The sequence below is a fragment of the Stenotrophomonas sp. CFBP 13724 genome (assembly GCF_014841975.1).
In the GTDB taxonomy this organism is placed as follows: domain Bacteria; phylum Pseudomonadota; class Gammaproteobacteria; order Xanthomonadales; family Xanthomonadaceae; genus Stenotrophomonas; species Stenotrophomonas lacuserhaii.
On sequence record NZ_JACYUW010000004.1, the window covers coordinates 143,141 to 169,892 of the forward strand.

Annotated in this window: 21 protein-coding genes and 1 pseudogene; 7 read left to right on the top strand and 15 right to left on the bottom strand. The window is 67.7% G+C overall.

The genetic code is table 11. The annotated features are described in order from the left end of the window. Positions 1-72: 72 nt before the first annotated feature. Complete coding sequence (locus IFT63_RS15730; RefSeq protein ID WP_192085037.1) at positions 73-774, top strand: alpha/beta fold hydrolase; 702 nt, start codon at positions 73-75, stop codon at positions 772-774. A gap of 49 nt (positions 775-823) precedes the next feature. Here IFT63_RS15730 and dkgB read toward each other — a convergent pair whose 3' ends face one another. Further along, a complete protein-coding gene (dkgB, locus tag IFT63_RS15735) occupies positions 824-1,627 on the bottom strand; it encodes a 2,5-didehydrogluconate reductase DkgB (protein ID WP_192085038.1) in 804 nt (267 codons plus the stop codon). 94 nt (positions 1,628-1,721) lie between these two features. Next, on the bottom strand, positions 1,722-2,936 hold the full coding sequence (locus tag IFT63_RS15740) for an MFS transporter (RefSeq protein WP_192085039.1): 1,215 nt from the start codon (positions 2,934-2,936) through the stop codon (positions 1,722-1,724). Between the two features lie 106 nt (positions 2,937-3,042). Between IFT63_RS15740 and IFT63_RS15745 the strand changes: the two genes are divergently transcribed. Continuing rightward, positions 3,043-3,945 carry a LysR substrate-binding domain-containing protein gene (locus IFT63_RS15745; RefSeq protein WP_042612447.1) on the top strand — a complete coding sequence of 301 codons (903 nt, stop codon included), beginning with the start codon at positions 3,043-3,045 and terminating at the stop codon, positions 3,943-3,945. A 70-nt stretch (positions 3,946-4,015) separates the two neighbouring features. Here the strand turns inward: IFT63_RS15745 and IFT63_RS15750 are convergent, their stop codons facing one another. After that, complete coding sequence (locus tag IFT63_RS15750) at positions 4,016-6,112, bottom strand: methyl-accepting chemotaxis protein (RefSeq protein WP_192085040.1); 2,097 nt, start codon at positions 6,110-6,112, stop codon at positions 4,016-4,018. A 418-nt stretch (positions 6,113-6,530) separates the two neighbouring features. On the opposite strand from IFT63_RS15750, the gene IFT63_RS15755 reads away from it, so the two are divergent. Beyond that, positions 6,531-9,164 carry a hypothetical protein gene (locus IFT63_RS15755; protein WP_192085041.1) on the top strand — a complete coding sequence of 878 codons (2,634 nt, stop codon included), beginning with the start codon at positions 6,531-6,533 and terminating at the stop codon, positions 9,162-9,164. Between the two features lie 33 nt (positions 9,165-9,197). Here IFT63_RS15755 and IFT63_RS15760 read toward each other — a convergent pair whose 3' ends face one another. Next, positions 9,198-10,148 (bottom strand): aldo/keto reductase, encoded by a 951-nt coding sequence (locus tag IFT63_RS15760; RefSeq protein WP_192085042.1) that lies wholly within the window; start codon positions 10,146-10,148, stop codon positions 9,198-9,200. A 168-nt stretch (positions 10,149-10,316) separates the two neighbouring features. Here IFT63_RS15760 and IFT63_RS15765 point away from each other — a divergent pair, with 168 nt between their 5' ends. After that, positions 10,317-11,183, top strand: coding sequence for a class I SAM-dependent methyltransferase (locus IFT63_RS15765; RefSeq protein WP_192085043.1), 867 nt, complete (start codon positions 10,317-10,319; stop codon positions 11,181-11,183). Between the two features lie 20 nt (positions 11,184-11,203). Further along, a complete protein-coding gene (locus IFT63_RS15770; RefSeq protein ID WP_042612442.1) occupies positions 11,204-11,743 on the top strand; it encodes a pseudouridine synthase in 540 nt (179 codons plus the stop codon). Positions 11,744-12,497: 754 nt separating this feature from the next. Here the strand turns inward: IFT63_RS15770 and IFT63_RS15775 are convergent. The 3 genes and pseudogenes from IFT63_RS15775 to hrpB all read right to left on the bottom strand — a co-directional run. Next, positions 12,498-12,899: a hypothetical protein gene (locus IFT63_RS15775; protein WP_101099390.1), complete on the bottom strand. Its 402-nt coding sequence runs from the start codon at positions 12,897-12,899 to the stop codon at positions 12,498-12,500. Between the two features lie 127 nt (positions 12,900-13,026). Then, positions 13,027-14,043, bottom strand: a 1,017-nt coding sequence (locus IFT63_RS17620; protein WP_274602617.1) for an ATP-dependent helicase C-terminal domain-containing protein, incomplete at its 5' end; no start/stop codon positions are given. Position 14,044: 1 nt separating this feature from the next. Next, positions 14,045-15,462: pseudogene (hrpB, locus tag IFT63_RS17625) on the bottom strand (ATP-dependent helicase HrpB); the annotation flags it as partial. Positions 15,463-15,528: 66 nt separating this feature from the next. Here hrpB and IFT63_RS15785 point away from each other — a divergent pair. Then, positions 15,529-16,338 carry a TatD family hydrolase gene (locus tag IFT63_RS15785; protein WP_192085045.1) on the top strand — a complete coding sequence of 270 codons (810 nt, stop codon included), beginning with the start codon at positions 15,529-15,531 and terminating at the stop codon, positions 16,336-16,338. Between the two features lie 57 nt (positions 16,339-16,395). Here IFT63_RS15785 and IFT63_RS15790 read toward each other — a convergent pair whose 3' ends face one another. The 4 genes from IFT63_RS15790 to IFT63_RS15805 form a co-directional block, all read right to left on the bottom strand. After that, positions 16,396-17,280: an epimerase gene (locus IFT63_RS15790; protein ID WP_342450506.1), complete on the bottom strand. Its 885-nt coding sequence runs from the start codon at positions 17,278-17,280 to the stop codon at positions 16,396-16,398. Between the two features lie 5 nt (positions 17,281-17,285). Next, positions 17,286-18,224, bottom strand: a complete 939-nt coding sequence (gene panE, locus IFT63_RS15795; protein ID WP_192085046.1) for a 2-dehydropantoate 2-reductase — start codon at positions 18,222-18,224, stop codon at positions 17,286-17,288. Positions 18,225-18,703: 479 nt separating this feature from the next. Further along, positions 18,704-19,504 carry an ABC transporter permease gene (locus IFT63_RS15800; RefSeq protein ID WP_042612435.1) on the bottom strand — a complete coding sequence of 267 codons (801 nt, stop codon included), beginning with the start codon at positions 19,502-19,504 and terminating at the stop codon, positions 18,704-18,706. Beyond that, entirely contained in the window at positions 19,501-20,448 is a 948-nt protein-coding gene (locus tag IFT63_RS15805) for an ABC transporter ATP-binding protein (RefSeq protein WP_042612434.1), read from the bottom strand. The genes IFT63_RS15800 and IFT63_RS15805 overlap by 4 nt, the downstream gene beginning before the upstream one ends. 103 nt (positions 20,449-20,551) lie before the next feature. On the opposite strand from IFT63_RS15805, the gene IFT63_RS15810 reads away from it, so the two are divergent. After that, on the top strand, positions 20,552-21,301 hold the full coding sequence (locus IFT63_RS15810; RefSeq protein WP_192085047.1) for an FAD-binding oxidoreductase: 750 nt from the start codon (positions 20,552-20,554) through the stop codon (positions 21,299-21,301). 549 nt (positions 21,302-21,850) lie between these two features. On the opposite strand, the gene IFT63_RS15815 is transcribed toward IFT63_RS15810, so the two are convergent. From IFT63_RS15815 to IFT63_RS15830, 4 genes are all read right to left on the bottom strand, one after another. Further along, the gene (locus tag IFT63_RS15815; RefSeq protein WP_192085048.1) at positions 21,851-23,110 is read right to left on the bottom strand and encodes an OprD family outer membrane porin; all 1,260 of its coding nucleotides are present in this window, start codon (positions 23,108-23,110) and stop codon (positions 21,851-21,853) included. 42 nt (positions 23,111-23,152) lie between these two features. Continuing rightward, on the bottom strand, positions 23,153-24,493 hold the full coding sequence (locus tag IFT63_RS15820) for an SLC13 family permease (RefSeq protein WP_192085049.1): 1,341 nt from the start codon (positions 24,491-24,493) through the stop codon (positions 23,153-23,155). Positions 24,494-24,563: 70 nt separating this feature from the next. Next, a complete protein-coding gene (locus IFT63_RS15825; protein WP_192085050.1) occupies positions 24,564-25,496 on the bottom strand; it encodes a hydroxymethylglutaryl-CoA lyase in 933 nt (310 codons plus the stop codon). After that, complete coding sequence (locus tag IFT63_RS15830) at positions 25,493-26,689, bottom strand: CaiB/BaiF CoA-transferase family protein (protein ID WP_192085051.1); 1,197 nt, start codon at positions 26,687-26,689, stop codon at positions 25,493-25,495. Before IFT63_RS15830 ends, IFT63_RS15825 begins: the two co-directional genes overlap by 4 nt. Positions 26,690-26,752: the final 63 nt, after the last annotated feature.

Genomic DNA, 26,752 nt, shown 5'->3' on the forward strand with positions numbered 1-26,752 from the left:
CAGGCTTGAGCCCTGCCGCTGCGCTCGCCGGGCATGGCTCGGCGCTACCTGTCGCCCTCTTACAATGGCAGCATGAAAGAACGCATTCCCCTGCTGCTGCTTCCCGGCCTGCTCAACGATGCCGAGTTGTGGCGCGACCAACTGGCCGACCTGGCCGATATCGCCGATCCGACCGTTGGTGACCTTACCGCTGGCGACACGATGCAGGCGGTGGCCGATGCCGTGCTGGCGCAGGCGCCGCCGCGCTTCGCGCTGGCCGGGTTTTCACTGGGCGGCTTCGTGGCCCAGCAGATCCTGCGCAGCGCACCGCAGCGTGTGCTGCGGCTGGCCCTGATTGATACCTCCATCCACGCCGATTCGCCGCAGCGTGCCGCACAGCGTGCCATGCAGATCGCCAGCGTCCGACTGCCCGGCCGGTTCCATGGCTTCGGCGACACGCTGATGCGCAGCTACATCGATGCCTCGCGGTTGGACGATCACGAACTGGTACAGCGCGTTCGCGAGATGACCGCACGGCTCGGCGCCGAGGTGTTCCTGCGGCAAAGTGGACTGGACCGCGAGGATGGCCATACGGTGCTTGCGGCCTACCGCGACCCGATGCTGATCGTCTGCGGTGAGAACGATCGCATCACGCCGCTGCCGATAAGCCAGGAGATGCAGGCGCTGGCGCCGCACGCCATGCTGGTGGTGGTGCCCGACTGCGGGCACCTGTCACCGATGGAAAAGCCGGCAGAGGTCAGTGCGGCGATGCGCGGATGGTTGTTGAGGGATTGATCCTGCAGCGGCACTCCGCCGAGCATGGCTCGGCGCTACCCCGGGTCCGTCAATCCCAGGCGGGGGCGATGCCGTCCGGGTTGGCCAGTCGATGGCCGCGATCGAGCGTGGCGATCTGGGCGAGGTCTTCGTCGGTCAGGCGCAGGCGGGCCGCTTCCAGGTTGCTGGCCAGGTTCTCGCGCCGGGTGGAAGAGGGAATGACCGCCAAGCCCTGCTGCAGTGCCCAGGCCAGCGCGACCTGCGCCGGAGTGGCTTGGTGGCGGCCGGCGATCGCCTGGATCACCGGATCCTTGATCACCTCGCCGTAGGCCAGGCTCATGTACGCGGTGATGTGGATGCCCTGTTCCTGCAGGAACGGCACCAGCAGGCGGTTCTGCAGGTACGGATGGATCTCCACCTGGTTGGTGGCGATTTCAGTCGCGCCCAGGATGCCGATCGCGCGGCGGGTCTGGGCGATGGTGAAGTTGGAGATGCCGATCTCGCGCGTAAGACCCTGCGCCTTGGCCTCGGCCAGGGCCGACAGGTACTCCTCCATCGGCACCGCATCATCCGGCGACGGCCAGTGGATCAGGGTCAGCTCGACGCGGTCGGTGCGCAGTTTCTCCAGGCTGGCGTGCAGGCTGGCCAGCAGCGCATCGTGCTTGAATTCGCTGATCCAGATCTTGGTGGTCAGGTAGATGTCATCGCGTGGCACGCCGGATTCGGCGATCGCCCGGCCGACCTCGGCTTCGTTGCCGTAGATCTGCGCGGTATCGATGGCGCGGTAGCCGACGTCGAGCGCGTTGCGTACCGAATCGATCACCGCCTGGTCTTTCAGGCGGAACGTACCAAGGCCAAAAGCAGGAACGGTCATGGGGATACTCCAGTGGGGGACGGACAGAGGGTAGGGCAGGGAACGTATGCATGCGGGCAACGCGGCGTGGCGACCCCGTGCGCCAGCGGAGGCATCAATGCGCCGCCACGCTGATGCCTTCGGCGCGGTCGTCGATGCCATCGCGGCGGTCCAGCCGGCCACTCAGCGCGGTAAGGGCGAAGGCACCCACCACCACCAGCGCGCCCAGCCATGGGGTGTGCATCAGGCCGATGTGTTCGACCACCAGCCCACCCAGCGAGGCGCCGAGGGCGATGCCGATGTTGAACGCGGCGATGTTCAGTCCCGATGCCACATCCGTTGCCTGCGGCGCATGGCGCTGCGCCTGCTTGACCACATAGACCTGCAGGCCGGGTACGTTGCCGAAGGCCACCGCGCCCAGCGCCAGCACCGTCAGCAGCACCAGCCAGGTGTTGTAGGCGGTAAAGGTCAGCACCAGCAGCACCAGCGCCAGCAGCGCGAAGATCCGCTTCAGTGCGGGGATCGGCCCGAGCCGGTCGGCCAGGCGGCCGCCCCACACGTTGCCGAACGCCACCGAGATGCCATATACCAGCAGCACGCCGCTGACCGCATTGGCGGACAAACCGGTGACCTCCTGCAGGATCGGCGCAAGGTAGGTGAAGGACAGGAAGGTGCCGCCGTAGCCCAGCGCGGTCATCGCATACACCATCAACAGCCGCGGCTGCGCCAGCACGCCGAGCTGCTGGCGGAAGGTGGCCGGCGCGCTCTGCGCCAGGTTGCGCGGTACGAAGGCCAGGCTGCCCAGCAGCGCCACCACGCCCAGCCCGGACACCGCCAGGAAGGTTGCGCGCCAGCCCAGGTGCTGGCCGATGAAGGTGCCCAGCGGCACGCCGGTCACCAGCGCGACGGTCAGGCCGGTGAACATGATGGCGATCGCGCTGGCGGCCTTTTCCTTCGGCACCACCGAGGTGGCGATGATCGAACCAATGGAGAAGAACACGCCATGGGCCAGGCCGGTCAGGATCCGTGCGACGATCAGCGCGTTGTAGCCAGGGGCCAGGAAGGCGACCAGGTTGCCGATGGTGAACACCAGCATCAGCGCCACCAGCAGGGTCTTGCGCGGCACGCGTCCGGTCAGCGCGGTCAGCACCGGTGCGCCCACCGCCACGCCAAGGGCGTACAGGGAGACCAGCAGGCCAGCGGAGGGTAGGCTGACCTGCAGGTCGGCGGCGATGGTGGGAAGCAGCCCGACGATGACGAACTCGGTGGTGCCGATGGCGAAGGCACCGAGGGTCAGCGCCAACAGGGCGAGGGGAATGCCACGGGTCATGACAGGGTCCGGCAGGAAAGGAAGGAGCGCAGTCTGCGCCGCTGACCTTTGCTGAAAAACCAGCTTTCACGCCAATCACTCTTGCCTGGTGGTCAATAATGCAGCCATGAAAATCACCCTGGACGAAATGCAGGCGCTGCTGGCCGTCATCGACAGCGGCACCATCAGCGCGGCGGCCGAACAGCTGGGCCAGACCCCCTCAGGGGTCAGCCGGGCCCTGGGCCGGCTCGAGGAAAAGCTCGGTACCACGCTGCTGACCCGCACCACCCGCCGCCTGCACCTGACCGCCGAAGGCGAGGCGTTCGTCCGCCAGGCGCGGCAGATCGTGGAGGCGGTGGAGACGGCGGAAGAGCAGATGGCGCTGCGGCGTCAACGCCCGGCTGGTCGCCTGCGCGTGGATGCGGCGATGCCGTTCGTGCTGCATGTGATCACCCCGCTGGTGGCGCGCTATCGCCAGCAGTTCCCGGAGGTGGCGCTGGAAGTGAACAGCTCCGAGCGCTACATCGACCTGCTGGAGCGGCGCACCGACCTGGCCATCCGCATCGGTCCGCTGGCCGATTCCACCCTGCATGCACGCCTGCTGGGCCGCTGCCGCCTGCAGCTGGTGGCCAGCCCGGACTACCTGCGCCAGCACGGTACGCCGGACGGCGTGGCCGCCTTGTCCGCGCACACGCTGCTGAGCTTCAATGAGCCCGAATCGCTTAACCGCTGGCCGCTGCCCGGCGACGACGACGGGCAGCTGCGGATACACCCGGACATCGCGGCGTCCAGCGGCGAAACCCTGCGCCGGCTGGCAGTGGAAGGGGTGGGCATCACCTGCCTGTCGGATTTCCTGACCCACGCCGACCGCGCCAGCGGTGCGCTGGTGCCGGTGCTGGTCGCGCAGACGCTGGATGTCTACCAGCCGATCCACGCGGTGTACTACCGCAACACGGCCGTGTCGGCGCGCGTGCGGTCGTTCGTGGATGTGTTGGCCGACCGCATGCAGCGCGAGCCGTTCGTGGTGTAGGCCGGATCGTGACGACCACCGGTCGTCACCCACCAAAAGCAGCGCTCGTCACCCACCACCGGGCCGGCCTTCAGGCCAGGGTGAACACGCCCACCGACTCGACCAGGCGCGCGGCCTGCTGTTCCATGCTGCGCGCGGCAGCAGAGGCTTCTTCCACCAGCGCGGCATTCTGCTGGGTCGCGCCGTCCATCTGCACTACGGTCTGGTTGACCTGTTCGATGCCTGCGCTCTGTTCCTGCGAAGCGGCGGATATCTCGGCCATGATGTCGGTCACGCGCTGCACCGAGGCAACGATCTCGCCCATCGTGCTGCCCGCCTGGCGTACCAGCGCGGAGCCATCGGCCACCTTCTCCACCGATTCATCGATCAGCCCCTTGATCTCTTTTGCAGCCGCCGCCGAACGCTGTGCGAGCGTGCGCACTTCGCTGGCCACCACGGCGAAGCCGCGGCCCTGGTCGCCGGCGCGCGCGGCCTCCACGGCCGCGTTCAAGGCCAGGATGTTGGTCTGGAAGGCGATGCCGTCGATCACCGTGATGATGTCGGCGATGCGCCGCGACGAGGCCTCGATGCCGCTCATCGTCGCCACGACCTGGCCCACCACCTCGCCGCCCTGCGACGCCACGGCGGCGGCGCTGTGCGCCAGCCCGTCGGCGGTGCGCGCATGTTCGGCGTTCTGGCGTACGGTCGAGGTCAGCTCTTCCATCGACGCCGCGGTTTCTTCCAGGTTGGCGGCCTGTTGTTCGGTGCGCTGGGACAGGTCACTGTTGCCGCTGGCGATCTCCATTGCGGCTTCGCGGACGCCACCAGCCACCTGCTGGATCTCGGCGACGATCGTCGCCAGTTGCGCCGCCGTGGTATTGGCGTCGCCGGCGATACGCGCGAACACGCCATGGAATTCACCGTCCATGCGCGCACGCAGGTCGCCATCGGCGATCGCGCGCAGCATGCTCGACACTTGTGCCAGGTTGCCGTCGGTGACCTGCATCAACAGGTTGAGGCCCCCTACCATGTCAGCGAAGTCGAACCGGAAGCGTGCCACGTCGCCGCGACGACTGAAATCACCAGCAGCCGCAGCAGCTGCAAGCTGCTTGATCTCTGCGTTGATCGCACCAAGGTTGGCCTTGGCGGCATCCAGTGCATCGGTGATGACGCGCTTCTCGCCCGGCAGGCGGTCCATGTCTTCGGAAAGATCACCGACTGCGTAACGGCCCATGACGGCGATGGCACGCATCTTCACCTGGATGTGCGCTGCGACCAAGGCATTGCAGTCGGCCACCATACGGCCGTAGGCGCCGGGGAATGCGGCGGCGTCCATGCGATGGCTGATCTGACCCGCTTCGTGGGTGCGGGCCATCTCTGCCTGCGCTGCCAGCACACCGCGCAGCGTGCCCTGCACGTCCTGCATGGTCGCGGCCAGGCGGCCGATCTCATCGCGCCCCTGCACCTGTACGCGGTACTCCAGGTCGCCGGCGGCCACGGCGCGCGCAGCGGCTTCCACCGCCACGACCGGCCGCACGACAGCGCGGCGCAGCCACCATGACAGCGCAAGCAACAGCAGCACGGCGGTGATGACCGTCACCACGGCACTGGTCACCAGCAGTTCGCGTGCGTGGCTTGAGCGGCGCGCGATGGCCGCATCCGCGACCTGCGCGGTATGCGCGGCCAGGCCATCCAGCGCCTGTGCCAGCGGCCGGTCGCGGCCGCGCACCGGGGCATCACCGGCGGTCGGGTCGTAACCCGATGCGATGTAGGCCTGCAGCGCAGCCTGGTAGTCACGCTGCAGCGCGGCCTGGTCAGCCATGAACGCCGCGACCAGCTCACGCGTCCGGCCATCCTCGGCACGGCCGACCCTGGCCGCCAGTTCCGCTACCTTGCGTCCCTCTTCGGTCAAGGCGGCTGCGTGCTTTTCGCGCAGCGCATCATCGGCGCCCCGCAGCAGCAGGTTCTTCCACTCCTGCACCTGCAGGCGGAACTCCCGTTGCAGCTGTTCGGCATCGCGGCTGACCGCATAGGACGCCGGCATCGCCGCACCCAGGTCGAACCAGGCCGACGCCAGGCCGGCCAAGGCGCTGGCCACCAGCAACAGCACGCCGAGCGAGGTGGCGCCGATGAGTTTGAACTGGATGCCACGAGCAGGTGGGGGAGAAGCGGGCGAGGCGTTCCGCATGAGCGCATGGTTCCGGGAAGGGGAGACTTCCTTATCGGGTGCGTCCTTCAATGCTTAAGTGCGAAGCACGTCACGGTTATCGTTCCATTCAACGACGTGAAATCTGTGTGATTCCCACTATTGGCCAACATTGGAACGATGCGCAGCGTATGGGCTCGCCATGCAAGATATTCGAAAGTGCGCGTAGAACCGCCTCCGCACACTAAAGTCAGGTTCTTCCACGCCTCGTCCCACCCGCCCGCCGCTGCCATTGCGTGCAAGGCAGCAGCCTCTCCCTTGCCACGATGACGCCTCTCCATCGCTTTTCCGCAGCCGCAGCCGCCTTTGGTGGCAACGGGGCCGACAGGACATGATTCCTGCGGCCGTGCCGGCGTCCGACCCAACGTCCACTGCGTGCGGCACGCCCGGTTCCTTGAACGTGGCCCGCATCCTGGTCGACTTCGTGTCGCCGTTGCTGCCCGGAAACCTGCGTCCGCTCGTGCGTAACCGGCCGCTGCCGTCGCCTTGCGAGCCTGGGGCGGGGCGCAGGCGGCCTCTCGTCCGTGAAGCCGGCGCGCTCATCGATGGCGCATGCTGCGAGATGATCGGCTGGGGGGGTGCGATCGGTTTCTCGCGGCTGCTGGCGGTGGCTGAGCAGGTATCGCCGGGGCTCTCCTTTCCGTGGACCACATGGCAGTGTTTCTGCGCCCTGTCCGATGCGGCGCGTGGCAACCTGCTGTGTGCCCTGCAGGGACTGCCGCTTGGTGCAGTGCTGCCGGCCGCGCTGCGCCACGCCGTGGGCGAGGCGCTCCAGGGCGTGGTTCCATCCGGCCTTGGCAGCGTCCGCGGGTACCAGGATCTGGTCATCGGGGTGGCATGTTGCGCGGTGCTGTACGAGCTGGCCCGGCAACGGCCGGTGGAAGCGGTGGGTTCGGCCGCCGGTCGAGCGCTGCTGCATCGGTTGCGCCAGTTGCGTGCCGTGCTCAACATCGCAGGTGGTCTGCAGCACGCCGCTGTCCCTACAACCACCGGCGATCGCGCGTTGGCGGCGGTGCCGCAGCCTGCGGTCCTGCGACCAATCCATTGCAGCCGGTTGGGGACGTGGAAGGGTCGGGATGACGAGGCGCAGCTGCGCCTGCCGATGAGCGGTAGCTGGCTGCTTCCCGGTGCCCTCGCCAAGTCAGGCAAGGGCAAGGCCGGGCCACCCGGGAAGCCGCCGCCGCCCAAGCCCGTGTCAGGGAAAGGGGCGCGCCGGCCCACGTTGGCCAAGCCTGCCTCACCTGTCCAGCGCGCCCGCCCGGCGAAGGGCGTTGTAGCCGGTGTAGGGGCCGCCGCGGGTGGCAGCGGTGGCGGTGCCGAATCCGGTGCGGCGGCGGGGTCGGCTTCGGCCTCGGCCTCGGCTGCTGCAAGCAGCAGCGCGGGCGGCGCGGCTGCAGGCGATGCGAACAAGGAGGTGTTGTTCGCGGTGATGCCGGCTAAGGCCGAAAAACCACCCACTGCTCCGCTCTTCGGCGGCCAGGCCTCCCTCAGGCCGCCGTCGCCGCCGTCGCCGTCGCCGTCGCCAGGAACGGCCAAGGTGGGGCGCGCATCGCACGGCGGCACCGTGCTGCATGTATCGCCCATGCCCACCGCACGCGTGTTTCCGTCCTGCGTTCGTTTCCATCATGTCGGCGAGGCAGCCAGGCAGGTGAAGAAGGCACGATTCGACGTGCCCACGCCGCGGTTCTGCGTCCACTACCGGGCGCGTCCTCTCTTCGAGTCCCAGTTCGACACAGCTACCGATCCCGTAGCACGCCAGGACGACTGGATCGTCGGGTTGCCGATCCGCGAGCGCTATGCGAACCCGCTGCGCCAGGCCGAAATCAGGAAATACAGCGGGCTCGGCCAATTGGACAGGCAGGCGCCGCAGGCTCCGGTCGTCCTGGGCGACGACGAAATCCATGTGGTGGCCAGTATCTCGGTGGTGCCCGACCACGCCTTGCAGCGACATCGGCCTAGCGTGGCGCAGCTGCTTGAACCGGACACCTTCCGACTTCTCGAGCATATCCAGCTGGACGGTCTCCGAAGGTTGTTCCTGGCCTACGTCGTCCGCGCTTGCGCGCAAGCCATGCCCCCCGTCCACGCTGGACTGCTTGAAATCGAGCAAGGTCCCCAGGGGTTGCTCATCCACGACCCCGGCTCCGGTTTCACCTTGCAGGACGACAGCCTGGCGAACCTGGTGATCGGCATCGAGCGGGTCTCCGGCTTGCGCTTCCATCCGGATGCGGATGCGCTGACGGCGATGGATGCGGGAGGCGACGCGGTCCCTGTCGGGCTGCCGGCGTCATTGAGTCTGTTCGTCCGCAAGGAAGCGATGGCGAGCGCCAGCCCCTGCAGCGGCAAGACACGTCTGCAGCGCAGGTCGCAGTTCTTCGAACCGATAACGTTCGGCCGCCCGGCTGCTGGCCATCGCTTGTTGCGGAACTGCTTCAGTGTGGTGGACGCCATGATCATCGCAGTGGATGCGGAGGGGCTGCTGCATACGCTGGTATTCACGCCCTCCACTGCTGATCCAGGCGTTGTCAGGCTCAACGCCCAGCGCGGCGTCGGCCGTGAATTCCTGCGCGCGCTGGGATTGCAGCCGGGCCAGCCCTGTACGCTGAAGGAAGTGGGCGTTGTGCTGCGGGCACATGGACTCAGCGAAGTACGTCGCGATGCCGCGGCGCACCGGTCCGGCAGCGGCTTCCAGGTGTACCGCAGCGATGGCGCGACCGGGCAGTCGGTGGATCTGCCCGCCGAGCAGCCGGCAGGATTGCCGCTGGGACAGGACGTCGACGTAATCGAGCATCCGGTGCCGTCCACCTTCCGCCTCCACGGTGACCGCATCCAGTACGTTGACCACGAAGCCGCATCCGGCGTGCTGTTGCTGAGCCGACAAGGCCCCGCTCCTTTCCGTTGGCTGCTTGCAGCTGACAACCCCCCGGCTGCGCTGCTGTTCGCACGCAGCAATGGCATGCAGCCCGGGATGCCCTATACGCCGGAAGAGCTGACGTGGCTGTTGTACGGCAATGGCTTCGTGCAGCAATCCCATTGAGGACAGCCCGTCGTGCGGGTGCAGGCAGTGCGGCTAGGCGCTGGCTTCGTCCAGCTCGGCAATGTCCTGCGCCGACAGCGCCAACGTCGCCGCTGCCAGAATCTCGCGCAGCTGCTCGACGCTGGTGGCGCTGACGATCGGCGCGGTGATCGAAGGACGCGCGACCAGCCAGGCCAGCGCAACCTGGGACGCGGTCGCGGCATGCTTGCCGGCAATGTCATCCAGTGCCTCGAGGATGCGGTGGCCGCGCGGGTTGAGGTACTTCGCCACCACGGCCTGGCCCCGTGCGGGGCTCCTAACCGCGTCCTCGCTGCGGCGGTACTTCCCGCTCAGGAAACCACTGGCCAGCGAGTAATAGCTGATCACGCCAAGCTGCTCTCGCTGCACCAAGGCCTCCAGGCCGGCCTCATAACCGGAACGGTCGTAGAGGTTGTATTCCGGCTGCAGCGTTTCATACCGCGGCAGCCGGTAGTCGGCCGATATTTTCAGCGCGTCAGCCAGCCGCTCGGCACTGTAATTGGAGGCCCCGATGGCGCGGACCTTGCCCTGTTCGACCAGCCGCGCGAAGGCCCCCAGCGTCGTTTCCAGCGGCGTGGATTCGTCATCCTCATGCGCCTGGTAGAGGTCGATGACGTCGGTCTGCAGGCGACGCAACGAGCCTTCCACCGCTGCGGTGATGTTGTCTGCCGACAGGCCGGGCTGTTCCGACCACTTCGCCACCTTGGTGGCCAGGACCACCTTGTCGCGTTTGCCGCTACGTGCGAACCATCTGCCGATCAGGGTCTCCGATTCACCGCCCTGGTTGCCCGGGACCCACGCCGAATAGGCGTCGGCGGTATCGACCAGGTTGAAGCCCGCATCGACGAAGGCATCCAGCAGCGCGAATGTTGCCTTTTCATCCGCACTCCAGCCGAACACGTTGCCACCGAAGGCGATGGGATGCACCTGCAGGCCCGAACGGCCGAGTTCGCGGGTTGCCGTCATGCGGAGTCTCCTTGGATAGCCATGCCAGCAGCATAAGGGGAGGGAGATGACGCTGCTGCGGCACCGGCCGCAAAACTGTGTTCCGGAGCGCCGCGCGGCGCTAACGCTTTGTGAACACCGAAGCGGTGCGGGCTGCTAGTCTGCGCCCACCATCCAAGGGAGCCCGCCATGAAGAACCTGCTCACTGTGTCTGCCTGTTGCCTCGCCGTGGCAGCGGCGCTGTCCGCATCGCCGCTGTATGCCCGCTCGCCGGTGGCCGCCAGCGCGGCGTCGCAGGTACAGGTCAGCCCGGCGATCGAGGCGGCGGTCAAGTCCGCAAACCGCGACCCGGCCAATGTCACCCGCGACGGCTTCCGTCATCCGGCACAGACGCTCTCGTTCTTCAAGCTGACCCCGACCAGCACGGTCATCGAGATCACTCCCGGCAATGGCTGGTATTCGGAAATCCTGGCACCGCTGGTGCGCCAGCAGGGCCACTACATTGCCGCGGTGGTGGATCCGGCGTCCGTGCCGGAAGGGCGTGGCCGCGATTACCAGCAGCGCAGCCGCGATGGCCTGCAGAAGAAGTTCGCCGCCTCGCCCGCACAGTTCGACAAGGCCGCCGAAGTGGCCTACGACCCGGCCGCGCCGGTGTTCGGCAAGCCCGCTTCGGCCGATGTGGTGCTGACTTTCCGCAATGTGCACAACTGGCGCAAGTCCGGCCAGGCGCCGGGCATGTTCAAGGGCTTTTACGACGTGCTGAAGCCGGGCGGCGTGCTGGGCGTGGTCGAACATCGCGCCAAGGCCGATGTCGGCGACGACGACGGGTCCGGCTATGTCGGCCAGCAGCAGGTCATCGCGATGGCCGAAGCGGCAGGTTTCACGCTGGAAGGCAGCAGCGAGATCAACGCCAACCCGCGCGATACCAAGGATCACCCCAACGGCGTGTGGACGCTGCCGCCGTCCAACAACCACGACGCGGCCGATGCGGCGAAGTACAAGGCGATCGGTGAGAGTGACCGGATGACGCTGCGCTTCATCAAGGCGGCGCGCTGAGGCCGGACCCGCTTTCAACCATGTCCTTGATCCTGTTCAACAAGCCGTTCAACGTGCTGTGCCAGTTCACCGACCGCAGCGTGCCGCCCCGTCCCACGCTGTCCGGTTTCGGCCTCCCGCCGCAGGTCTATGCGGCGGGGCGGCTGGACCATGACAGCGAGGGGCTGCTGCTGCTCACCGATGACGGTGGCCTGGCGCACCGGCTGACCGATCCACGGCACAAAGCGGACAAAACCTACTGGGTGCAGGTGGAGGGCGAACCGACGCCGGAAAGGCTTGATCAGCTGCGCCGTGGCGTGCTGCTCAACGACGGGCCCACCCTGCCTGCCGGAATCGAGCAGATCGACCCGCCTGCCCTGTGGGTGCGTGATCCGCCGGTCCGTTTCCGCAAGACGGTGCCCGATGCGTGGCTGGCCGTGACATTGCGCGAAGGGCGAAACCGCCAGGTGAGGAGAATGACGGCAGCCGTAGGCCTGCCGACGCTGCGGCTGGTACGCGCATCGATCGGCCCGTATCAGCTGGGCGGGCTCCAGCCGGGGCAGTGGCGGCAAGCGGAATAAGGGCGGGTGCGGGTGTGCGGCCGGCGAGCGCCTGCGCGATGGATTCCACGTGCAGGCCGGCAGGGTCGCCGGGCAGCTGGGCGGCCATGTGGTGCAGGATGAAAACGTAAGACTGGGCACACTGGCGTGCGCTTTCTCCCACGCCCGGCAGCCAGGCAAGCACCCGGCACCCGGCAAGCAGGGCGTTGTCATCCGGTCCGATGCAGACTGCCAGCGCCGTCTGATTGGACAGTACCCAGCGGCCGAATATTTCCAGCCGCAGTGCATCGAAGGCGTAGGTGGCATCTACCTGCGCCACCTGCGATGCGAAGATGTCAGCCACCATGCCGACGTAACGGCGGTCCTTTGCTGCCGCCAGGGCGAGATCGGCCGCAGTCAGCGCAGGACCCAATGGCCGTAAAGGCGCTGGCGGGCTGGGCGAAGCTAGCAGGCGCAGATCGAATTCGGCCACCGGCGGATTCCCCACCGAATGCGGGCGGAGGGAAAGCGGGGCGTGGCCTGGGGGGCTGGGCGGTGGGCCGTGAACTGCCGGCGCATGGGATGGGATGGCGTTGGTGCTGCTGGCGGAAAACATCGGGACTCCTGCGCGTCGGCGGATGGCCAGCCGAACATGCAGGCCGCACAGCGCCCAGCTCAATTGGCAACCGCGACATCTCCAGCGTGCCAACGACGAAGGGCGTGGCATCCGCCACGCCCTTCAATGCCCGCCGAACCGGCCAGGACAGCTGCGGGACATCAGCCCGCGTTACGCCACTCAGGCGTCGCTGCCGATATCGCTGTGTTCGTCCTGGATCGTGCTGGCACGACGATCGCGCGCCGCGACGCGCTGTGCCTGTCCGTTGACGACATGACCACCAGCAAGCTTCTTCTTCTGCTGCTTGCGATACAGCGCATAGCCCAGCAGGCCCACGCCAACGGCAGCAGCGGCGATGGTCACCGCCGGGTTGCGGCGCGCGGCCTTGGTCGCGATCCGGCCGCCGGTCTTGACCGCGCCCAGTGCGGCGCCGGTTTTCAGCCAGTCGGCGGCGGTGGGGCCGAAGTGGCGCAGGCTGCCGCCCAGGTTGCCGCCAGCGTGCTTGATTCCATCGCCGGCGCTATGGGCCAGGTCCAGCGCGCGTTCCAGTGCACGATCGGTGATTACGGTCAGTCTGCTCATGTGGGGTCCTTTGCCTCGGGTCGAAGTCCAGTGTCGCGCGGTCGCTGTAAACGGCATGTCAGGCAAGCAGGCGCGCGGCGTGACTCTACCGCAGCCGTTCAGGATAGGCTTGGCAAAGAGACCCTGCCTAGGTCCCGCGCGGCTTGGCGCGGTGGGTCGCGGTGGCCGTCCATGGATCATCTGGCCAGGGATGGCGGGGATAACGGCCCTTCATTTCCTTTTTTACCTCGGCATACGTATTCGCCCAGAAATTGCGCAGGTCCTGGGTGACCTGCAGCGGGCGACCGCCGGGCGAGAGCAGATGCAGGGTAAGTGCGACACGGTTGTCGGCAATGCGCGGCGTGTCCGCCAGCCCGAACAGTTCCTGCAGCTTCACCGCCAGCACCGGCGGAAGCGGCTCGCCGGTTTCGCTGTCCAGTGCGTAGCTGATCGTGCGCTCCAGCCCGGATGGCACGCTGATGCGGGTGGGTGCATGGCGGTCCAGCAGCTGCCGCTGCGACCATTCCAACGGGGTCTTCAGTGCCTCGCCGAAGCTGGCTTCGTCCAGCGCATCCAGCCGCGTCCTGCCGGTGAAGGCAGGCTGCAGCCACGCGGTGCGCGTGGCCAGCAGGGCCGCGTCGCTGACATCCGGCAAGCCGAGCTCCGGCATCCAGCGGCGCAGCGCTTCCACCCGCGCCTGCCATTGCCGCAGGCCCTCGGTCCATGGCAGGGCCTGCAGGCCGAGTTCGGCCACCGCCTCGGTCAGGGCCGCAGCCGCATGCGCTGGATCGACGCGTCCGGCCGAGCGGCTGTCGAGGACGATGCGCTCGAAGCGGCTTTCGCGCAGCGCCACCAGCGCCCGGCGCTCGTCGTCCCAGCGCACGATGTCTTCGCTGACGAAACGCGGAGCGAATACGCGGCGCAGGTACTGCTCATCCACCGGCGAGGCGCGCAGCAACAGCCCATCGCGTGCTTCGAAGCGCAGTTCGCTGGCCACCAGCCACGGCTCGCCGCGCAGGTCGCTCAACTCGTGCAGGCGCGCGCTGCGGCCATTGGCCAGCAGATAGCGCAGCGGATCGTTCGGATGGCAGAAGGCGATGCGGTCCGGGAACGCATGCGCCAGCAGGTCACCCACCTGGTGCGCTTCAATGCTCGACGGCGGCGCNGCCTCATGCGGTGCCCGGCCATTGCGGAATGCGGCCAGTGCGCGCCAGCGGGGTGCCAGTGCGTCGCCGCCCTGGCGCAGTGGGTCGCGCGCCTCCAGCAAAGCGGCGATATCGGCCGCCAGCGCCTGCTCGGCGCCGGTGCCTGCGGCGAGCAGCATTGCCGCAAGCCGGGGATGGGTGCCGATCGCCAGCATCCGGCGGCCCTGTGCGGTGATCGCATGGGAGGGCGACAACGCACCCAACCGCTGCAGCAGCTCGCGCGCGGCGGCCAGCGGCCCGGCCGGTGGCGCGTCAACGAAGCGCAGGTCACTGCTGCCCCATGCCGCCAGTTCCAGGGCCAGCCCGGTCAGTTCAACCTGTTCGATTTCCGCCCGGCGTTGCGGTTCGAGCCGCTGCGATTGCGGCCACAGGCGCCACGCCCAGCCTGCTGCCACGCGGCCGGCACGCCCGGCGCGCTGGTCGGCCGATGCCTGGGCCACGCTCACCACGTCCAGCCGCGTGAAGCCACTGTTGGGGTCGTACTGCGGCTCACGCGCCAGCCCGCTGTCGATCACCACGCGCACGCCGGGCAGGGTGACCGATGATTCGGCTACGTTGGTGGCCAGCACCACGCGGCGGCGTCCATCGGCCGCCGGCTGCAGCACCCGGCCCTGCTGTTCCACGGGGAGTTCGCCATGCAGCGGCAGCACCTCGGTGGCTGCGTCCACGGTGTCCTGCAGGCCGGCCAGCACGCGCTGGATTTCGCGTTGTCCGGGCAGGAACACCAGCACGTCACCGGGATGGGTGGCCAGCGCCTGCTGCACCGCGCGGCGCACCTGCAGCTCGAGGGCTTCGTCGCGGCGGGCGGGGAAGTGCGAGATCTCCACCGGGAAACTGCGGCCCTCGCTGGACAGGCGCGGCGCATCAAGGAAGCGCGCCAGTCGCTCGCCGTCCAGCGTGGCCGACATCACCACCAGGCGCAGGTCGTCGCGCAGCTGCGCCTGCACGTCCAGCGCCAGCGCCAGACCGAGATCGCCGCTGAGATGCCGCTCGTGGAACTCATCGAACACGATCGCACCGATGCCCTCGAGCATCGGATCGTCCTGCAGCATGCGGGTCAGGATGCCCTCGGTGACCACTTCCACGCGGGTGCGCGCGGACACCTTGTTTTCGAAGCGGATGCGGTAGCCGACGGTTTGGCCGACTTCCTCGCCCAGCTGCCGTGCCATGAACTGGGCGGCACTGCGCGCGGCGACCCGGCGCGGTTCCAGCACGATGATCTTATGCCCGTCCAGCCACCGCGCGTGCAGCAGCGCCAGCGGCACCTGGGTGGTCTTGCCGGCGCCAGGCGGGGCTTCCAGGACCAGCCGCGGGTGCAGGTCGAGGCTGTCCTGGACCTGCGGCAGCAGCGCGGAAATCGGGAAGTGCGGGGTACTCATCGCACAAGGATAAGGGCCCATGGGGCCGGCAGGTACAATGAGCCGGCGTTCCCCACTGCGATGACCATGCAACTGATCGATATCGGCGCCAACCTCACCCACGACTCCTTCGACCGCGACCGCGATGCCGTGCTGGCGCGTGCGCGCGAGGCCGGCGTGGCGCAGATGGTGATCACCGGCGCCAGCCGCGAACATTCACCGTTGGCACTGCAGCTGGCGCGCCAGCATCCCGGCTTCCTGTATGCCACCGCCGGCGTGCACCCGCACCATGCGGCGGAATACACCGACGAATGCGATGCGGAAATGCGCGCGCTGCATGCACAGCCGGAAGTGGTGGCGGTGGGCGAGTGCGGGCTGGATTATTTCCGCGACTTCTCCCCGCGTCCGGCGCAGCACCGTGCGTTCGAGCGGCAGCTGCAGCTCGCTTCTGAAGTCACTGCGGCCGACGGTGCGCGCAAGCCGCTGTTCCTGCATCAGCGCGATGCGCATGCCGATTTCATGGCGCAGATGAAAAATTTCGAGGGCCGCATCGGCGCGGCGGTGGTGCATTGCTTTACCGGTGAACGCCAGGAAATGTTCGATTACCTGGACCAGGACTGGTACATCGGCATCACCGGATGGCTGTGCGACGAGCGCCGCGGCGCGCACCTGCGCGAGCTGGTCAAGCACATCCCGGCCAACCGCCTGATGATTGAAACGGATGCGCCGTACCTGCTGCCGCGCTCGCTGAAGCCGATGCCCAAGGACCGCCGCAACGAGCCGATGCATCTGGCGCATATCGTGGAAGAGCTGGCCCGCGACCGCGGTGAAGCGACCGACGTCGCGGCGGCCAATACCACGGCGGCTGCGCGCGCCTTCTTCCGCCTGCCGGGCTGACCAACGACGGTTGGCCGTGGTGGGTGACGACCGTTGGTCGTCGCTTCCTGCGCGGCGCTAGCGCCTGCCATCCCCCTGCTCCCACGCATCCTGCAGCCCCTCGCGGTAGCTCGGAAAGCGCGGCTGCCACTGCAGCATCGCGCGCGTGCCGCGGCTGTCGATGCGCTTGTTGCCCTCGTAGAACCGTCGCAGCGACGGGCTGACCGCCGGATCGTCCCACTGCTGCCGCGCGGGCAGCGCATACCCGCCCAGCTGCGCGGCATAGGCCAGCACCTCCTGCGGCGGGGCCGGTTCGTCATCGGCCGGCAGATACCGTGCGGCAGGCCGTGGATGCTGCAGGGCCGCCATCACCACGCCGGCCAGATCCTCCACATGCAGCCGGTTGAAGACCAGCCCGGGGCGCACCACGTGGCGTGCACGTCCGGCAGCCAACTGGACCAGCGCGTTGCGACCGCGCCCGTACAGACCCGGCAGCCGGAACACGGCCGAGTCAATGCCACGTTCGCTGGCAAGCGCCTGCCACTGCCGTTCGGCGTCAAGCCGCTGCAGCGCCGAGGGCGTGCTGCCGTCGGCCAGCGAGGCCTCGTCGATCCAGCCGCCATCACGGCTCGCGTAGACCGCCGTGGAGGACAGATACCCGACCCACCGCAGTGACCTGCTGCGGGCCAGTGCGCCGCGCAGCAGGCGCAGCGCCGGATCGCCGTCGGCATCCGGCGGGATCGTGCACAGCACGGCTTCGGCACGCGCCAGCATGTCCAGCAGCGGCGGGTCGAGCGGATGATCGGCGGCAAGGCTGTGGCGGAGCAGGGCATCGCCACGGTGCGCGGCTGGATCACGCACGGTGCCGGCCACCTCCACGCGCTGCGCGAGCAGGCAGCGTGCCACGGCCTGGCCACTGTAGCCAAGCCCGAGGACCAACACGGTCTTCGGAAGGTCTGCCACCTCGTTCAGCCCGCGCGCTGCGCCTGGTAAGCCTGCAGGGAATCGAAGGCCTGTGACAGCAGCGGAGCGTCCTGGCCGAAGCCGCGCGCACGCGCCAGCATGTCACCGACGATGTGGTCCGCTTCGACCTGCTGCCCCGCTTCCAGGTCACGCAGCATGGAGGCTTTCAGCGCGGAGCCCGGCTGGGTCAATGCGGCCAGCGCGGTTTCCTGTGCGCTGGCCGGTATCGGCTCGCCGGATGCCTCGGCGACGGCCACGCATTCGGCGTACAGCGCGCGCAGGAAGTCCTCGCCGCCCTCGCTGCCCATGATCGTGCCGATGTCGGCACGGCGCAGGCAGGTAGCGGCCGCCAGTGCGGTCAGGAAGGTGTACTTGATCCACTGTTCCTGGCGGATGTCTTCGCTGGCGAGGTGGTCCACGCCGCCCTGCACGCAGGCGGCAGCGAAGGCCAGCACACGGGCGCTGAGGCCGACGTCATCGCGCTCGCCGAAGGTCAGTCTGGCCGGCTTGGCCAGGTGCAGCACCGCGCCATCGGCATCCTTGGCCGCGCTGATGAAGCACAGTCCGCCCATCACCGCATCGCGGCCGAAGCGTGCATCCAGCGCAGCGTAGTGGTGCAGCCCGTTGAGGATCGGCAGTACGCTGGTGCGCGGTCCGACCGCCGGCGCGATGGCCTCGATCGAACTGTCCAGGTCATAGGCCTTGCAGCTCAGTACCACCAGGTCGAAGGGGTGCCCGGCGACCAGCGCCGGCAGCGCATCCGCAGTGACATGCTGCACCGGGAAGGTGGCATCACCGAGCGGACTGCGGATGACCAGCCCATCGCGCTGCAGCTGGTCCGCGCGTGCCGGGCGAACCAGGAAGGTCACGTCCACCCCGGCCTGGGCCAGGCGTCCGCCGAAGTAGCCACCGGTACCGCCGGCGCCGAGGATCAGGATGCGCATTGCCGTCTCACCACGTTGTCAGTAATCGCTGTGGAGATTGTGCCTGTTTCGCGCGTGTCGGGTTGGTTGTGCTGGTATCGGGCTGGGTCGTGCGGGTGGGGGTGCGGGGCACGCGCAAGTACGTCCATGTAGCTCTTCGCGGCTCCTGCCGCTCAAGGCCCCGCACCCCCCACCCGCACGACCCACGGACAGTCCGCGCGTGTTCCCGCCAAGCTCAAGCCAAGCCTTGACCAAGCCAAGCCAAGCCAAGTCCAGCCAAGGCGTTCTTGCTCTGCTATCTCGTGGCCACCGGGGTGTGTCGGGGGGTGGGGGGCAGGGGATTGCGGGGGTGTGAGCCGCATGGATGCGGCGACCAAGCCCCCACGGATGGGTTTACGGCGTCCCCCGCAATTCCCTGCCCCCCGCCCGGCCCGCAGCCGCAGCCGCAGTTGCAGTTGATTGTGAGGCGGGGTGCCGGAACGCAGGCCCGGCGTCCTCCCTCAGCTGCGCAGACCGACGCCACGGCGCAGCAGCCACAGTGCCACGAAGGTGAGCGCCACCACGAAGCCCAGCATCAGCGCGTAAGCCACCCACAACGGCACGTCGCTGGTGCCGAGCAGACCGTAGCGGAAGGCGTTGACCATGTAGAAGATCGGGTTGGCGTGGGTTGCCGCTTCGGCCCAGCCCGGCAGCAGCTTCACCGAATAGAACACGCCGCCCAGGTAGGTCAGCGGGGTCAGGATGAAGGTCGGCACGATCGCCACGTCATCGAACTTCTTCGCGTAGACCGCGTTGATGAAGCCGGCCAGCGAGAAGATCGTCGCGCCCAGCAGCACGGTGGTCAGCGTCACCAGCGGGTGCGGGATGCGCACCGGGGTGAAGAACATGGCGATGATCAGCACGATCACGCCGACCATCAGGCCGCGCAGCACCGCGCCGGCCACGTAGCCCCACAGGATCACCCAGTTCGGCATAGGGCTGACCAGCAGTTCTTCCACGTGGCGGCCGAACTTGGCGCCGAAGAACGAGGAGCTGATGTTGCCGTAGCTGTTCTGGATCACGCTCATCATCACCAGGCCCGGCACGATGAACTGCATGTAGCTGTAGCCGCCCATCTCGCCCACGCGCGAGCCGATCAGCCCGCCGAAGATCAGGAAGTACAGGGTCATGGTGATCGCCGGCGGCACCAGGGTCTGGCCCCAGATGCGCAGGATGCGCGCCACTTCGCGGCGCACCACGGTCGCCAGTGCGATGCGGTTGCGCTGGCCATCGGTCAGGACGGGGGTCGGGGTGCTGCTCATGCCACGTTCTCCGGGTTGCCGGTGAGGCGCACGAACAGCTCCTCCAGGCGGTTGCTCTTGGTCCGCATCGAACGCACGCGGATACCCGAGGCGTTGAGTGCGGCGAATACACGGTTGAGGTCCATCGCGCGCGGCATGTCCACGTCCAGCGTGTGCCCGTCGATGGCGATCAGCGTGGCGCCTTCGATCTGTGGCAGCTCGGCCGGCAGGCTGCCGTCGATGTCGAACAGGAAGCCCTCCACGTCAAGCTTGGCCAGCAGCTCGCGCATCGGCCCCTGGGTGACGATCTGGCCATGGTTGATGATGGCCAGGTTGCGGCACAGGTGCTCGGCCTCTTCCAGGTAATGCGTGGTGAGGATGATGGTGGTGCCGGCGGTGTTGATCTCCTTCAGCACCCGCCACATGTCGCGGCGGATCTCGATATCCACGCCGGCGGTCGGTTCATCCAGGATCAGCAGGCGCGGCCGGGTCATCATCGCCCGGGCGATCATCAGCCGGCGCTTCATGCCGCCGGACAGGGTGCGGCTCATCACCTGCGCCTTCTCCCACAGATGGGCGCGCTTGAGCTCTTCCTCGGCCCGCTTTTCCGCCTCGGCGCGGTCCACGCCGTAGAAGCCGGCGTAGTTGACCAGGATGTCGAAGGGTTTCTCGAACAGGTTGAAGTTGATCTCCTGCGGCACCAGGCCGATCAGCCGCATGGAGGCGCTGCGTTCACCCACCAGGTCGGTGCCGAACACCTCCACCTGGCCCTCACTGAGGTTCACCAGTGAGCTGACGATGCCGATCAGGGTCGACTTGCCGGCGCCGTTGGGGCCCAGCAGGGCGAAGAAATCGCCCGGGGCGACTTCCAGCGAGACGCCCTTCAGGGCAACGGTGCCGTTGTCGTAGGTCTTGCGCAGGTCGCGCACGCGCAGGGCGGGCGCACTGTTGTTCAGGGAAGCCAAGCGGAAAGCCTTTGCGCCTGCGGGTGGCGCATGGAGGAGTGCAGGGAGGGCTATTATAGATCCCCCCACGGGCTTGCCCCGGCTACACACTGTTCCCACTGCCGTGCCAGTCCAATTTCCCATGAAGCTGGTCGACCGCCGCATGCTGGCGCCGACCGTAGGCCATTACCAGTTCCTCCGCGATGACGGCCAGCCGCTGGATTTCCAGCCCGGCCAGTTCATCCAGGTCCATTTCCAGTACGCCGATGGCACGCAAACCAAGCGCAGCTACTCGCTGGCGACCCTCCACGACCACGCGCTGGGGCCAGGCGAGGCGGTGGATATCGCGGTCAGTTTCGTCCCCGGCGGTGCCGCCACGGCGCTGTTCGAAGGCCTGGACATCGGTGGCCAGCTGAGCGCCAGCGGGCCGTATGGCCGGTTCTGCCTGCAGTCGGGTGACCAGAATGGCCGCTACCTGCTGATCGCCACCGGCACCGGGGTCACCCCGTATCGCTCGATGCTGCCCCTGCTGGCCACCGCCATGGCCGAGCGTGGGCTCCAGGTGGTGCTGCTGCAGGGCGCCCGGAGCCCGGCCGAGCTGTTGTACAGCGAGGATTTCGAAGCGTTTGCCGCGGCCCAGCCGAACTTCCGCTACATCCCGTGCCTGTCCCGCGAGCTGCCGGCGGATCCCGGTCCGGACGTGCGCCATGGGTACGTGCAGCAGCACCTGGCTGATCTTGCGCCGGATGCCGCCACGGACATCGCTTACCTATGCGGCAACCCGGACATGGTGGATGCCTGCGTGGACGCGCTGAAGCTGGCGGGTCTGGGTAATCCGCAGATCCGGCGCGAGAAGTACGTGTCCAGCAAGTAGGCTGGTCGAACGGGTGGGACCCCCTCGCGGGTGGCTGTTGTTTGAAGCCGCAGCTGGGGGTGGGCCGGGCGGTGGGGCTGTGCGGGGGACGGCAAAAACTGCGCCCATGCGGGCCTCGTTTCGCGCCATCCATGGCGCGGGTCCACGCCATCGCATTCGCGCTGTCGCTCCCACGCTTTGCTGCGCAAACCGCGGGCCCCATCTCACTGGCACCCACACCCCGCCGCTTCGCGGCCGCCCCTGACTCAGGGGCTCCCTCCTCCCGACACGCCACTGCGCCCTGGTAGCGCCGACCCATGGTCGGCGGAATGTTCCCGCCAGCGGCCCGCTGCGCTCGCCGACCATGGGTCGGCGCTACCGATGTCCGCAGGTCCCATGGCCCACATGGACCTGTCGAAGGTGGGGCGGGGTGGCTGTGCAGGACCGTGTTTTTGCATGGATGCGAAAAGCGAGCCTCCATGGATGGATTCACGGCGTGTCCTGCACAGCCACCCCGCCCCGCCAACACACAGCCCTGCAGGCCCGTGCCGTTGCTGTGGCTTTGCGCTTCTAGCCCTGGCCCGCCCACAGCGGTACGTCATACACCACCATCACCCGGTTCTCCTCGGCATCGCGTTGGTAGTTGGAGCGGAAGAAGCCGTTGCGCCAGCGAACCGACAAGTGCTTCAACGCCTCGCTCTGGAAGGTGTAGCCGATTTCAACATCCCGCTGCCACTGCCGGCCCTCGCCGCTGAACGTGGCCGGGCGGGCGTTGTCACCCTTTACGTAGCGCACCAAGAACTTCAGGCCCGGCAGGTTGATCTGCTTGCCGTCCAGCTGGTAACGCAACTGCCAGCTGCGCTCGTCGCGTTCCATGAAGTCGTTGATGAAGGTCCAGTTGAAGACGTTGCCGTCGGTGCCGCCAACGAACGGCATCGCGGTATCACCGTTCATGTCCTGCCACATCACCGCGAATTCCTGCCCGGCGTGCTGCCAGGCCACCAGCGCGTTCAGCGCCCGGTTGTCGACCCGCCCCGCCAGCGCAGGGCCCACATCATCGGATACGTAATAGCGCACTTCCGTGCTCAATTTACCCAGCGCCAGCGGCTGCTTGAACGCCACCGAGGCGACCTGCTGGCGATACAGGTCGTGCAGTTCGCCGTGTTCGTAGTGCAGCTTGAACCGATCATCCGGCGCCCACGACGCGGTGACCAGTTCGAAGCCATCGGCATCCGGTGTGCCACTGAAGCGACGGTCCTTGTTGGTGAGGGTCAGGTCCACCCGCTCGGTCCCATCGCGGTACCAGGACCGATCGTAGCGCGCATAGCCCAGCTCCACGCCGTTGTCCCACGCCGCGCCCAGCGAGGCGCCTTCGAAGGTCTGTGGCAGCAGGCGGCTGGTGTTGGATTTCAGCAGCAGGTTGGATGCGATGTGGCTGCCCACGCGCAGCTCGGCCGGGCCGGCCTTGGCCTTGCCGGTCAGCGCGATGCGGCCGAACGCCGAACGCGCGCCGTCTTCGTCGTAGGGCAGGATGCCGGTGCCCACTTCCGACTGCAGTCCATCCAGCTTGAAATCCGCCAGGCCCAGCACGTCGATGCCGAAGCCGACCACGCCCGGCGTGTAGCCGCTGCGCGCATCCAGCAGGAAGCCCTGCGCCCATTCCTCGCGCTTGCCCTGGCCGCTGCCGCTGCGGAAATCACGGTTGTAGTAGAAGTTGGTCGCGGTCAGGTCTGCGCTGGCACCGGCCAGGAAACCTTCGCTTTCGGCGGCCAGTGCAGGCGCACTGGCCAGCCCGAAGGCGAAAAGCATTGCATTGCGTGTGATGTTCATGGGTCCGGCCCCTCCGCCGTACACAGATGGAAAAAGGATCGATCAGAAGATCGCGCTGGCCACCAGGATCAGCAGCAGCGACACCACCGAGGCCAGCGACACCGGCAGGCTCAGCGTCTTCAACGTGCCGCGCAGGGTCATGCCGAAGGTGGTCTGCATCAGCCAGAACGTATTGCTGGTGACATGCACCAGGAACAGCGAACCGGACCCTGCGGCCAAGGCCACCAGCACCGGCGGCACATCCAGCGAATGCAGTGCCGGGGCCAGCATGCTGGCGGCGGTGATCGCCGAGGCCGACACCGAACCGATGGCGATGTGCAGGATGGCCGCGACCACCCACACCAGCAGCAGCGGGGCGGCCGCGTTGGCGCTGAAGTAACCGGACAGGATGTCACCCAGGCCGGTGGTGGCGACCACCGCCGACAGCGAACCGGCCACGCCGGTCAGCAGCAGGATCTGTCCGCTTTCCTTGAATGCATCGGTCACCGCGCCAGTGCGGTCCTGCGCGGGCACGGTGAAGCGGGCGATCACGAACGCCAGCACCAGGCCGCAGAACAGGGCGAAGGTGGAGTTGCCCACCGCAGCCAGCGCCGGGATGTCCAGGTCCAAAGCGCGGTCCAGTGCGCCGGTGGCGATCATCAGCAGCGGCACAATGATCGGCAGCAGCGACAGCTTCAGCGGCACCGCGTTGTCCTCGTCCCTGACCTCGGCGGCGACCACCGCCGGGGCCTGGTCGTCGGGGAGTTCGTCGGTTTCCGGATTCCAGAAGCCGCGACGCAGCAGGAAGTGGAAGCCCCACAGGGTCAGGAACACCGTCGGGACGGCGATCGCCAGGCCGACCAGCAGCATCGTGCCCAGCTCCACGTCCAGCACCGCCGACAGCGCCAGCGCGGCCACGCCCGGCACCACCATGGTCAGGGCCAGGTAGATGCCCACGCCCACCGCGCCAGCCATCTTCGGCAGTGCGTCGCCGCCGATGCGCTTGGCCGTGGCACGGGCCAGCGGCGCGGACATCAGCAGCAGCACGTCGGTATAGATCGGCGGGAAGATGGAGGTCAGGATGGTGGCGAACGCATACGGCATCTGCGTCGGCTTGAAGGTGCGCACCAGCAGGCGCACGACCTGCTGGAAGGCACCCATGCGATGCAGGAACGCGCCGATCATCACGCCGAAACCGATCAGCAGGCCGATCTTGCCCATCAGGTCGCCGAAGCCATCGGTGATGGCCTCGATGGTGGGGCCGAAGCCGAGCCCGGACGACAGCCCCAGGTACAGCGGGCCGGCGATCAGCGCGATCATCGGGTTGACCTTGAAATAGATGATCAACAGGACGATCAACAGAATGGCGAACAGAGCGTTCGCCAGCACAAACCACTCGTGCATGATTCCCTCCCAGGAATGAAGCGTTGTTGATTTCGCAGGGCGTCGCCCTGCGCGATGAAGGACGAAAGGCTTACGCGGCGCGCAGCCCCGGCGGTGCGGGATGCAGGTCGGCCACGCGGCCGGCCTTGGCCACCTGGCCAGCGGTCTCATGGCCGACCAGCGCCGGTAGCCCGCGCGACAGGGCGATCAGCGCAGGCAGGTCCAACCCGGTCGGGATGCCCATCTCCTCGCACATCGCCACCAGGTCTTCGGTGCAGATGTTGCCCGAGGCACCGGGCGCGAACGGGCACCCGCCGAGCCCCCCCAGCGCGGCATCGAAACGCTGTGCACCGGCATCGTAGGCAGCCACCACGTTGGCCAGGCCCAGCCCGCGCGTGTTGTGGAAATGCAGGGTCAGCGCATCGGCGCCGACCAGCGGCAACGCCTGCTCCACCAGCGCGGCAACCTGGCGCGGATTGGCCATGCCGGTGGTGTCAGCCAGGGTGATCCCGGTGCAGCCCAGGTCCAGGTAGCGGCGCACCAGGTCAAGCACCTTGGCCACCGGTTGCTCGCCCTCGAAGGGGCAACCGAACGCGGTCGCCACGCTGCCGTTGAGCAGCACATCGCCACGCGGCAGCGCGGCAATCCGCGCAAAGCCGTCGAAGCTTTCCTCGGTGGTCATGCGCATGTTGGCCAGGTTGTGGGTCTGCCCGGCCGACATCACCAGGTTGAGCTCACCGGCACCGGCGGCCAACGCGCGCTCGGCGCCCTTCAGGTTGGGTACCAATGCCACGTACACCGTGCCGGGCACGCGCTGCATGCCGGCGAATACTTCGGCGGCATCGGCCAGTGCCGGCACTGCCTTGGGCGAGACGAAACTGCTGACTTCGATGCGCGCAAAGCCGAGTGCGCTGAACGCATCGGCCAGGCGGATCTTGTCGGCCGTGGGCACGAACACCGGTTCGATCTGCAGGCCATCGCGCAGGCAGACTTCCTGCACGATCAACGGACGGACAGTGCTCATGCAGATTCTCCGGTGCGGCCGCTGGCGCTTGCGATGGCGGCGGCGGTCATGCCCAGGGTGGCCAGTACCTGGTCGGTGTGTTCGCCGAGTGCCGGGCCGGTCCAGTGCATCCGGCCCGGTGTGGCCGACAGCTTCGGCACGATGCCCGGCAGGGTGATCGGCTGGCCATCGGGCAGGGTGGTTTCCAGCAGCATGCCGCGTGCACGGTAGTGCGGATCGGCGACGATGTCGGCAGCCGAGTAGATGCGCCCGGCGGGCACGTCGGCCGCGTCCAGCGCGGCCAGCACTGCATCGATGTGCAGCCCGCTGGTCCAATGGGTAATGGCCGCATCCAGCTCGGCATTGCGCAGCACCCGGCCCGGATTGGTCGCCAGCGCGGCATCGTCGGCCAGGTCGTTGCGGTCGATCGCGCGCATCAGGCGGCGGAAGATCGGATCGCTGTTGCCGGCGATCACCACGAAGCTGCCATCGGCGGTGGGATAGGTGTTGGATGGGCTGATCCCCGGCAGCGCACCGCCGGTGCGTTCACGCACCGTGCCGAACATCGCGTGCTCGGGCACCAGGCTTTCCATCAGGTTGAACACGCTTTCCACCAGCGATACGTCCACCACCTGGCCGCCGCCCTGGCCGGTCTTGACCCGCAGCAGCGCCATCAGCGCGCCCATGACCCCATGCAGCGAGGCCAGCGAGTCGCCCAGGCTGATGCCCACGCGTGCCGGCGGCGTGCTCGGATCACCGGTGGTGTAGCGGATTCCGCCCATCGCCTCGCCGATCGCTCCGAAGCCCGGGCGGTCGCGGTATGGGCCATCCTGGCCGTAGCCGGAGATGCGCACCATGATCAGGTCCGGATTCAGCGCGGACAGCACGTCCCAGCCCAGGCCGAGCTTTTCCAGGCCGCCGGGACGGAAATTCTCGATCACCACATCGGCGCTGGCAGCCAGTTGGCGCGCGGCCTCGGCGCCCTCGGCGGACTTCAGGTCCAATGCCACCGACTTCTTGTTGCGCGCCTGCAGCGACCACCACAGTGAAGTGTCGCCATGCAGTTTGCGCCACTTGCGCAACGGGTCGCCGCCCTCGGGCGACTCGATCTTGATCACCTCGGCGCCGAACTCGGCGAACAGCCGCGCGGCAAACGGCGCCGCGATCAGTGTTCCGAATTCAACAACGCGGATGCCGTGCAATGGACCGGCCATCTTCTACCCTCCCAGGACTAGACCGGCAGGGTAGGTCGCAATCATCGGATGACGCCATGCCTT

Excerpts from the sequence above, each read along its gene's own strand:
- IFT63_RS15815 (WP_192085048.1), bottom strand. The coding sequence starts at position 23,110 with ATGAACATCACACGCAATGCAATGCTTTTCGCCTTCGGGCTGGCCAGT.
- IFT63_RS15800 (WP_042612435.1), bottom strand. The coding sequence starts at position 19,504 with ATGAGCAGCACCCCGACCCCCGTCCTGACCGATGGCCAGCGCAACCGC.
- IFT63_RS15745 (WP_042612447.1), top strand. The coding sequence starts at position 3,043 with ATGAAAATCACCCTGGACGAAATGCAGGCGCTGCTGGCCGTCATCGAC.
- IFT63_RS15775 (WP_101099390.1), bottom strand. The coding sequence starts at position 12,899 with ATGAGCAGACTGACCGTAATCACCGATCGTGCACTGGAACGCGCGCTG.
- IFT63_RS15765 (WP_192085043.1), top strand. The coding sequence starts at position 10,317 with ATGAAGAACCTGCTCACTGTGTCTGCCTGTTGCCTCGCCGTGGCAGCG.
- IFT63_RS15760 (WP_192085042.1), bottom strand. The coding sequence starts at position 10,148 with ATGACGGCAACCCGCGAACTCGGCCGTTCGGGCCTGCAGGTGCATCCC.
- IFT63_RS15770 (WP_042612442.1), top strand. The coding sequence starts at position 11,204 with ATGTCCTTGATCCTGTTCAACAAGCCGTTCAACGTGCTGTGCCAGTTC.
- IFT63_RS15785 (WP_192085045.1), top strand. The coding sequence starts at position 15,529 with ATGCAACTGATCGATATCGGCGCCAACCTCACCCACGACTCCTTCGAC.
- IFT63_RS15750 (WP_192085040.1), bottom strand. The coding sequence starts at position 6,112 with ATGCGGAACGCCTCGCCCGCTTCTCCCCCACCTGCTCGTGGCATCCAG.
- panE (WP_192085046.1), bottom strand. The coding sequence starts at position 18,224 with ATGCGCATCCTGATCCTCGGCGCCGGCGGTACCGGTGGCTACTTCGGC.
- IFT63_RS15730 (WP_192085037.1), top strand. The coding sequence starts at position 73 with ATGAAAGAACGCATTCCCCTGCTGCTGCTTCCCGGCCTGCTCAACGAT.
- IFT63_RS15740 (WP_192085039.1), bottom strand. The coding sequence starts at position 2,936 with ATGACCCGTGGCATTCCCCTCGCCCTGTTGGCGCTGACCCTCGGTGCC.
- IFT63_RS15830 (WP_192085051.1), bottom strand. The coding sequence starts at position 26,689 with ATGGCCGGTCCATTGCACGGCATCCGCGTTGTTGAATTCGGAACACTG.
- IFT63_RS15820 (WP_192085049.1), bottom strand. The coding sequence starts at position 24,493 with ATGCACGAGTGGTTTGTGCTGGCGAACGCTCTGTTCGCCATTCTGTTG.
- IFT63_RS15825 (WP_192085050.1), bottom strand. The coding sequence starts at position 25,496 with ATGAGCACTGTCCGTCCGTTGATCGTGCAGGAAGTCTGCCTGCGCGAT.
- dkgB (WP_192085038.1), bottom strand. The coding sequence starts at position 1,627 with ATGACCGTTCCTGCTTTTGGCCTTGGTACGTTCCGCCTGAAAGACCAG.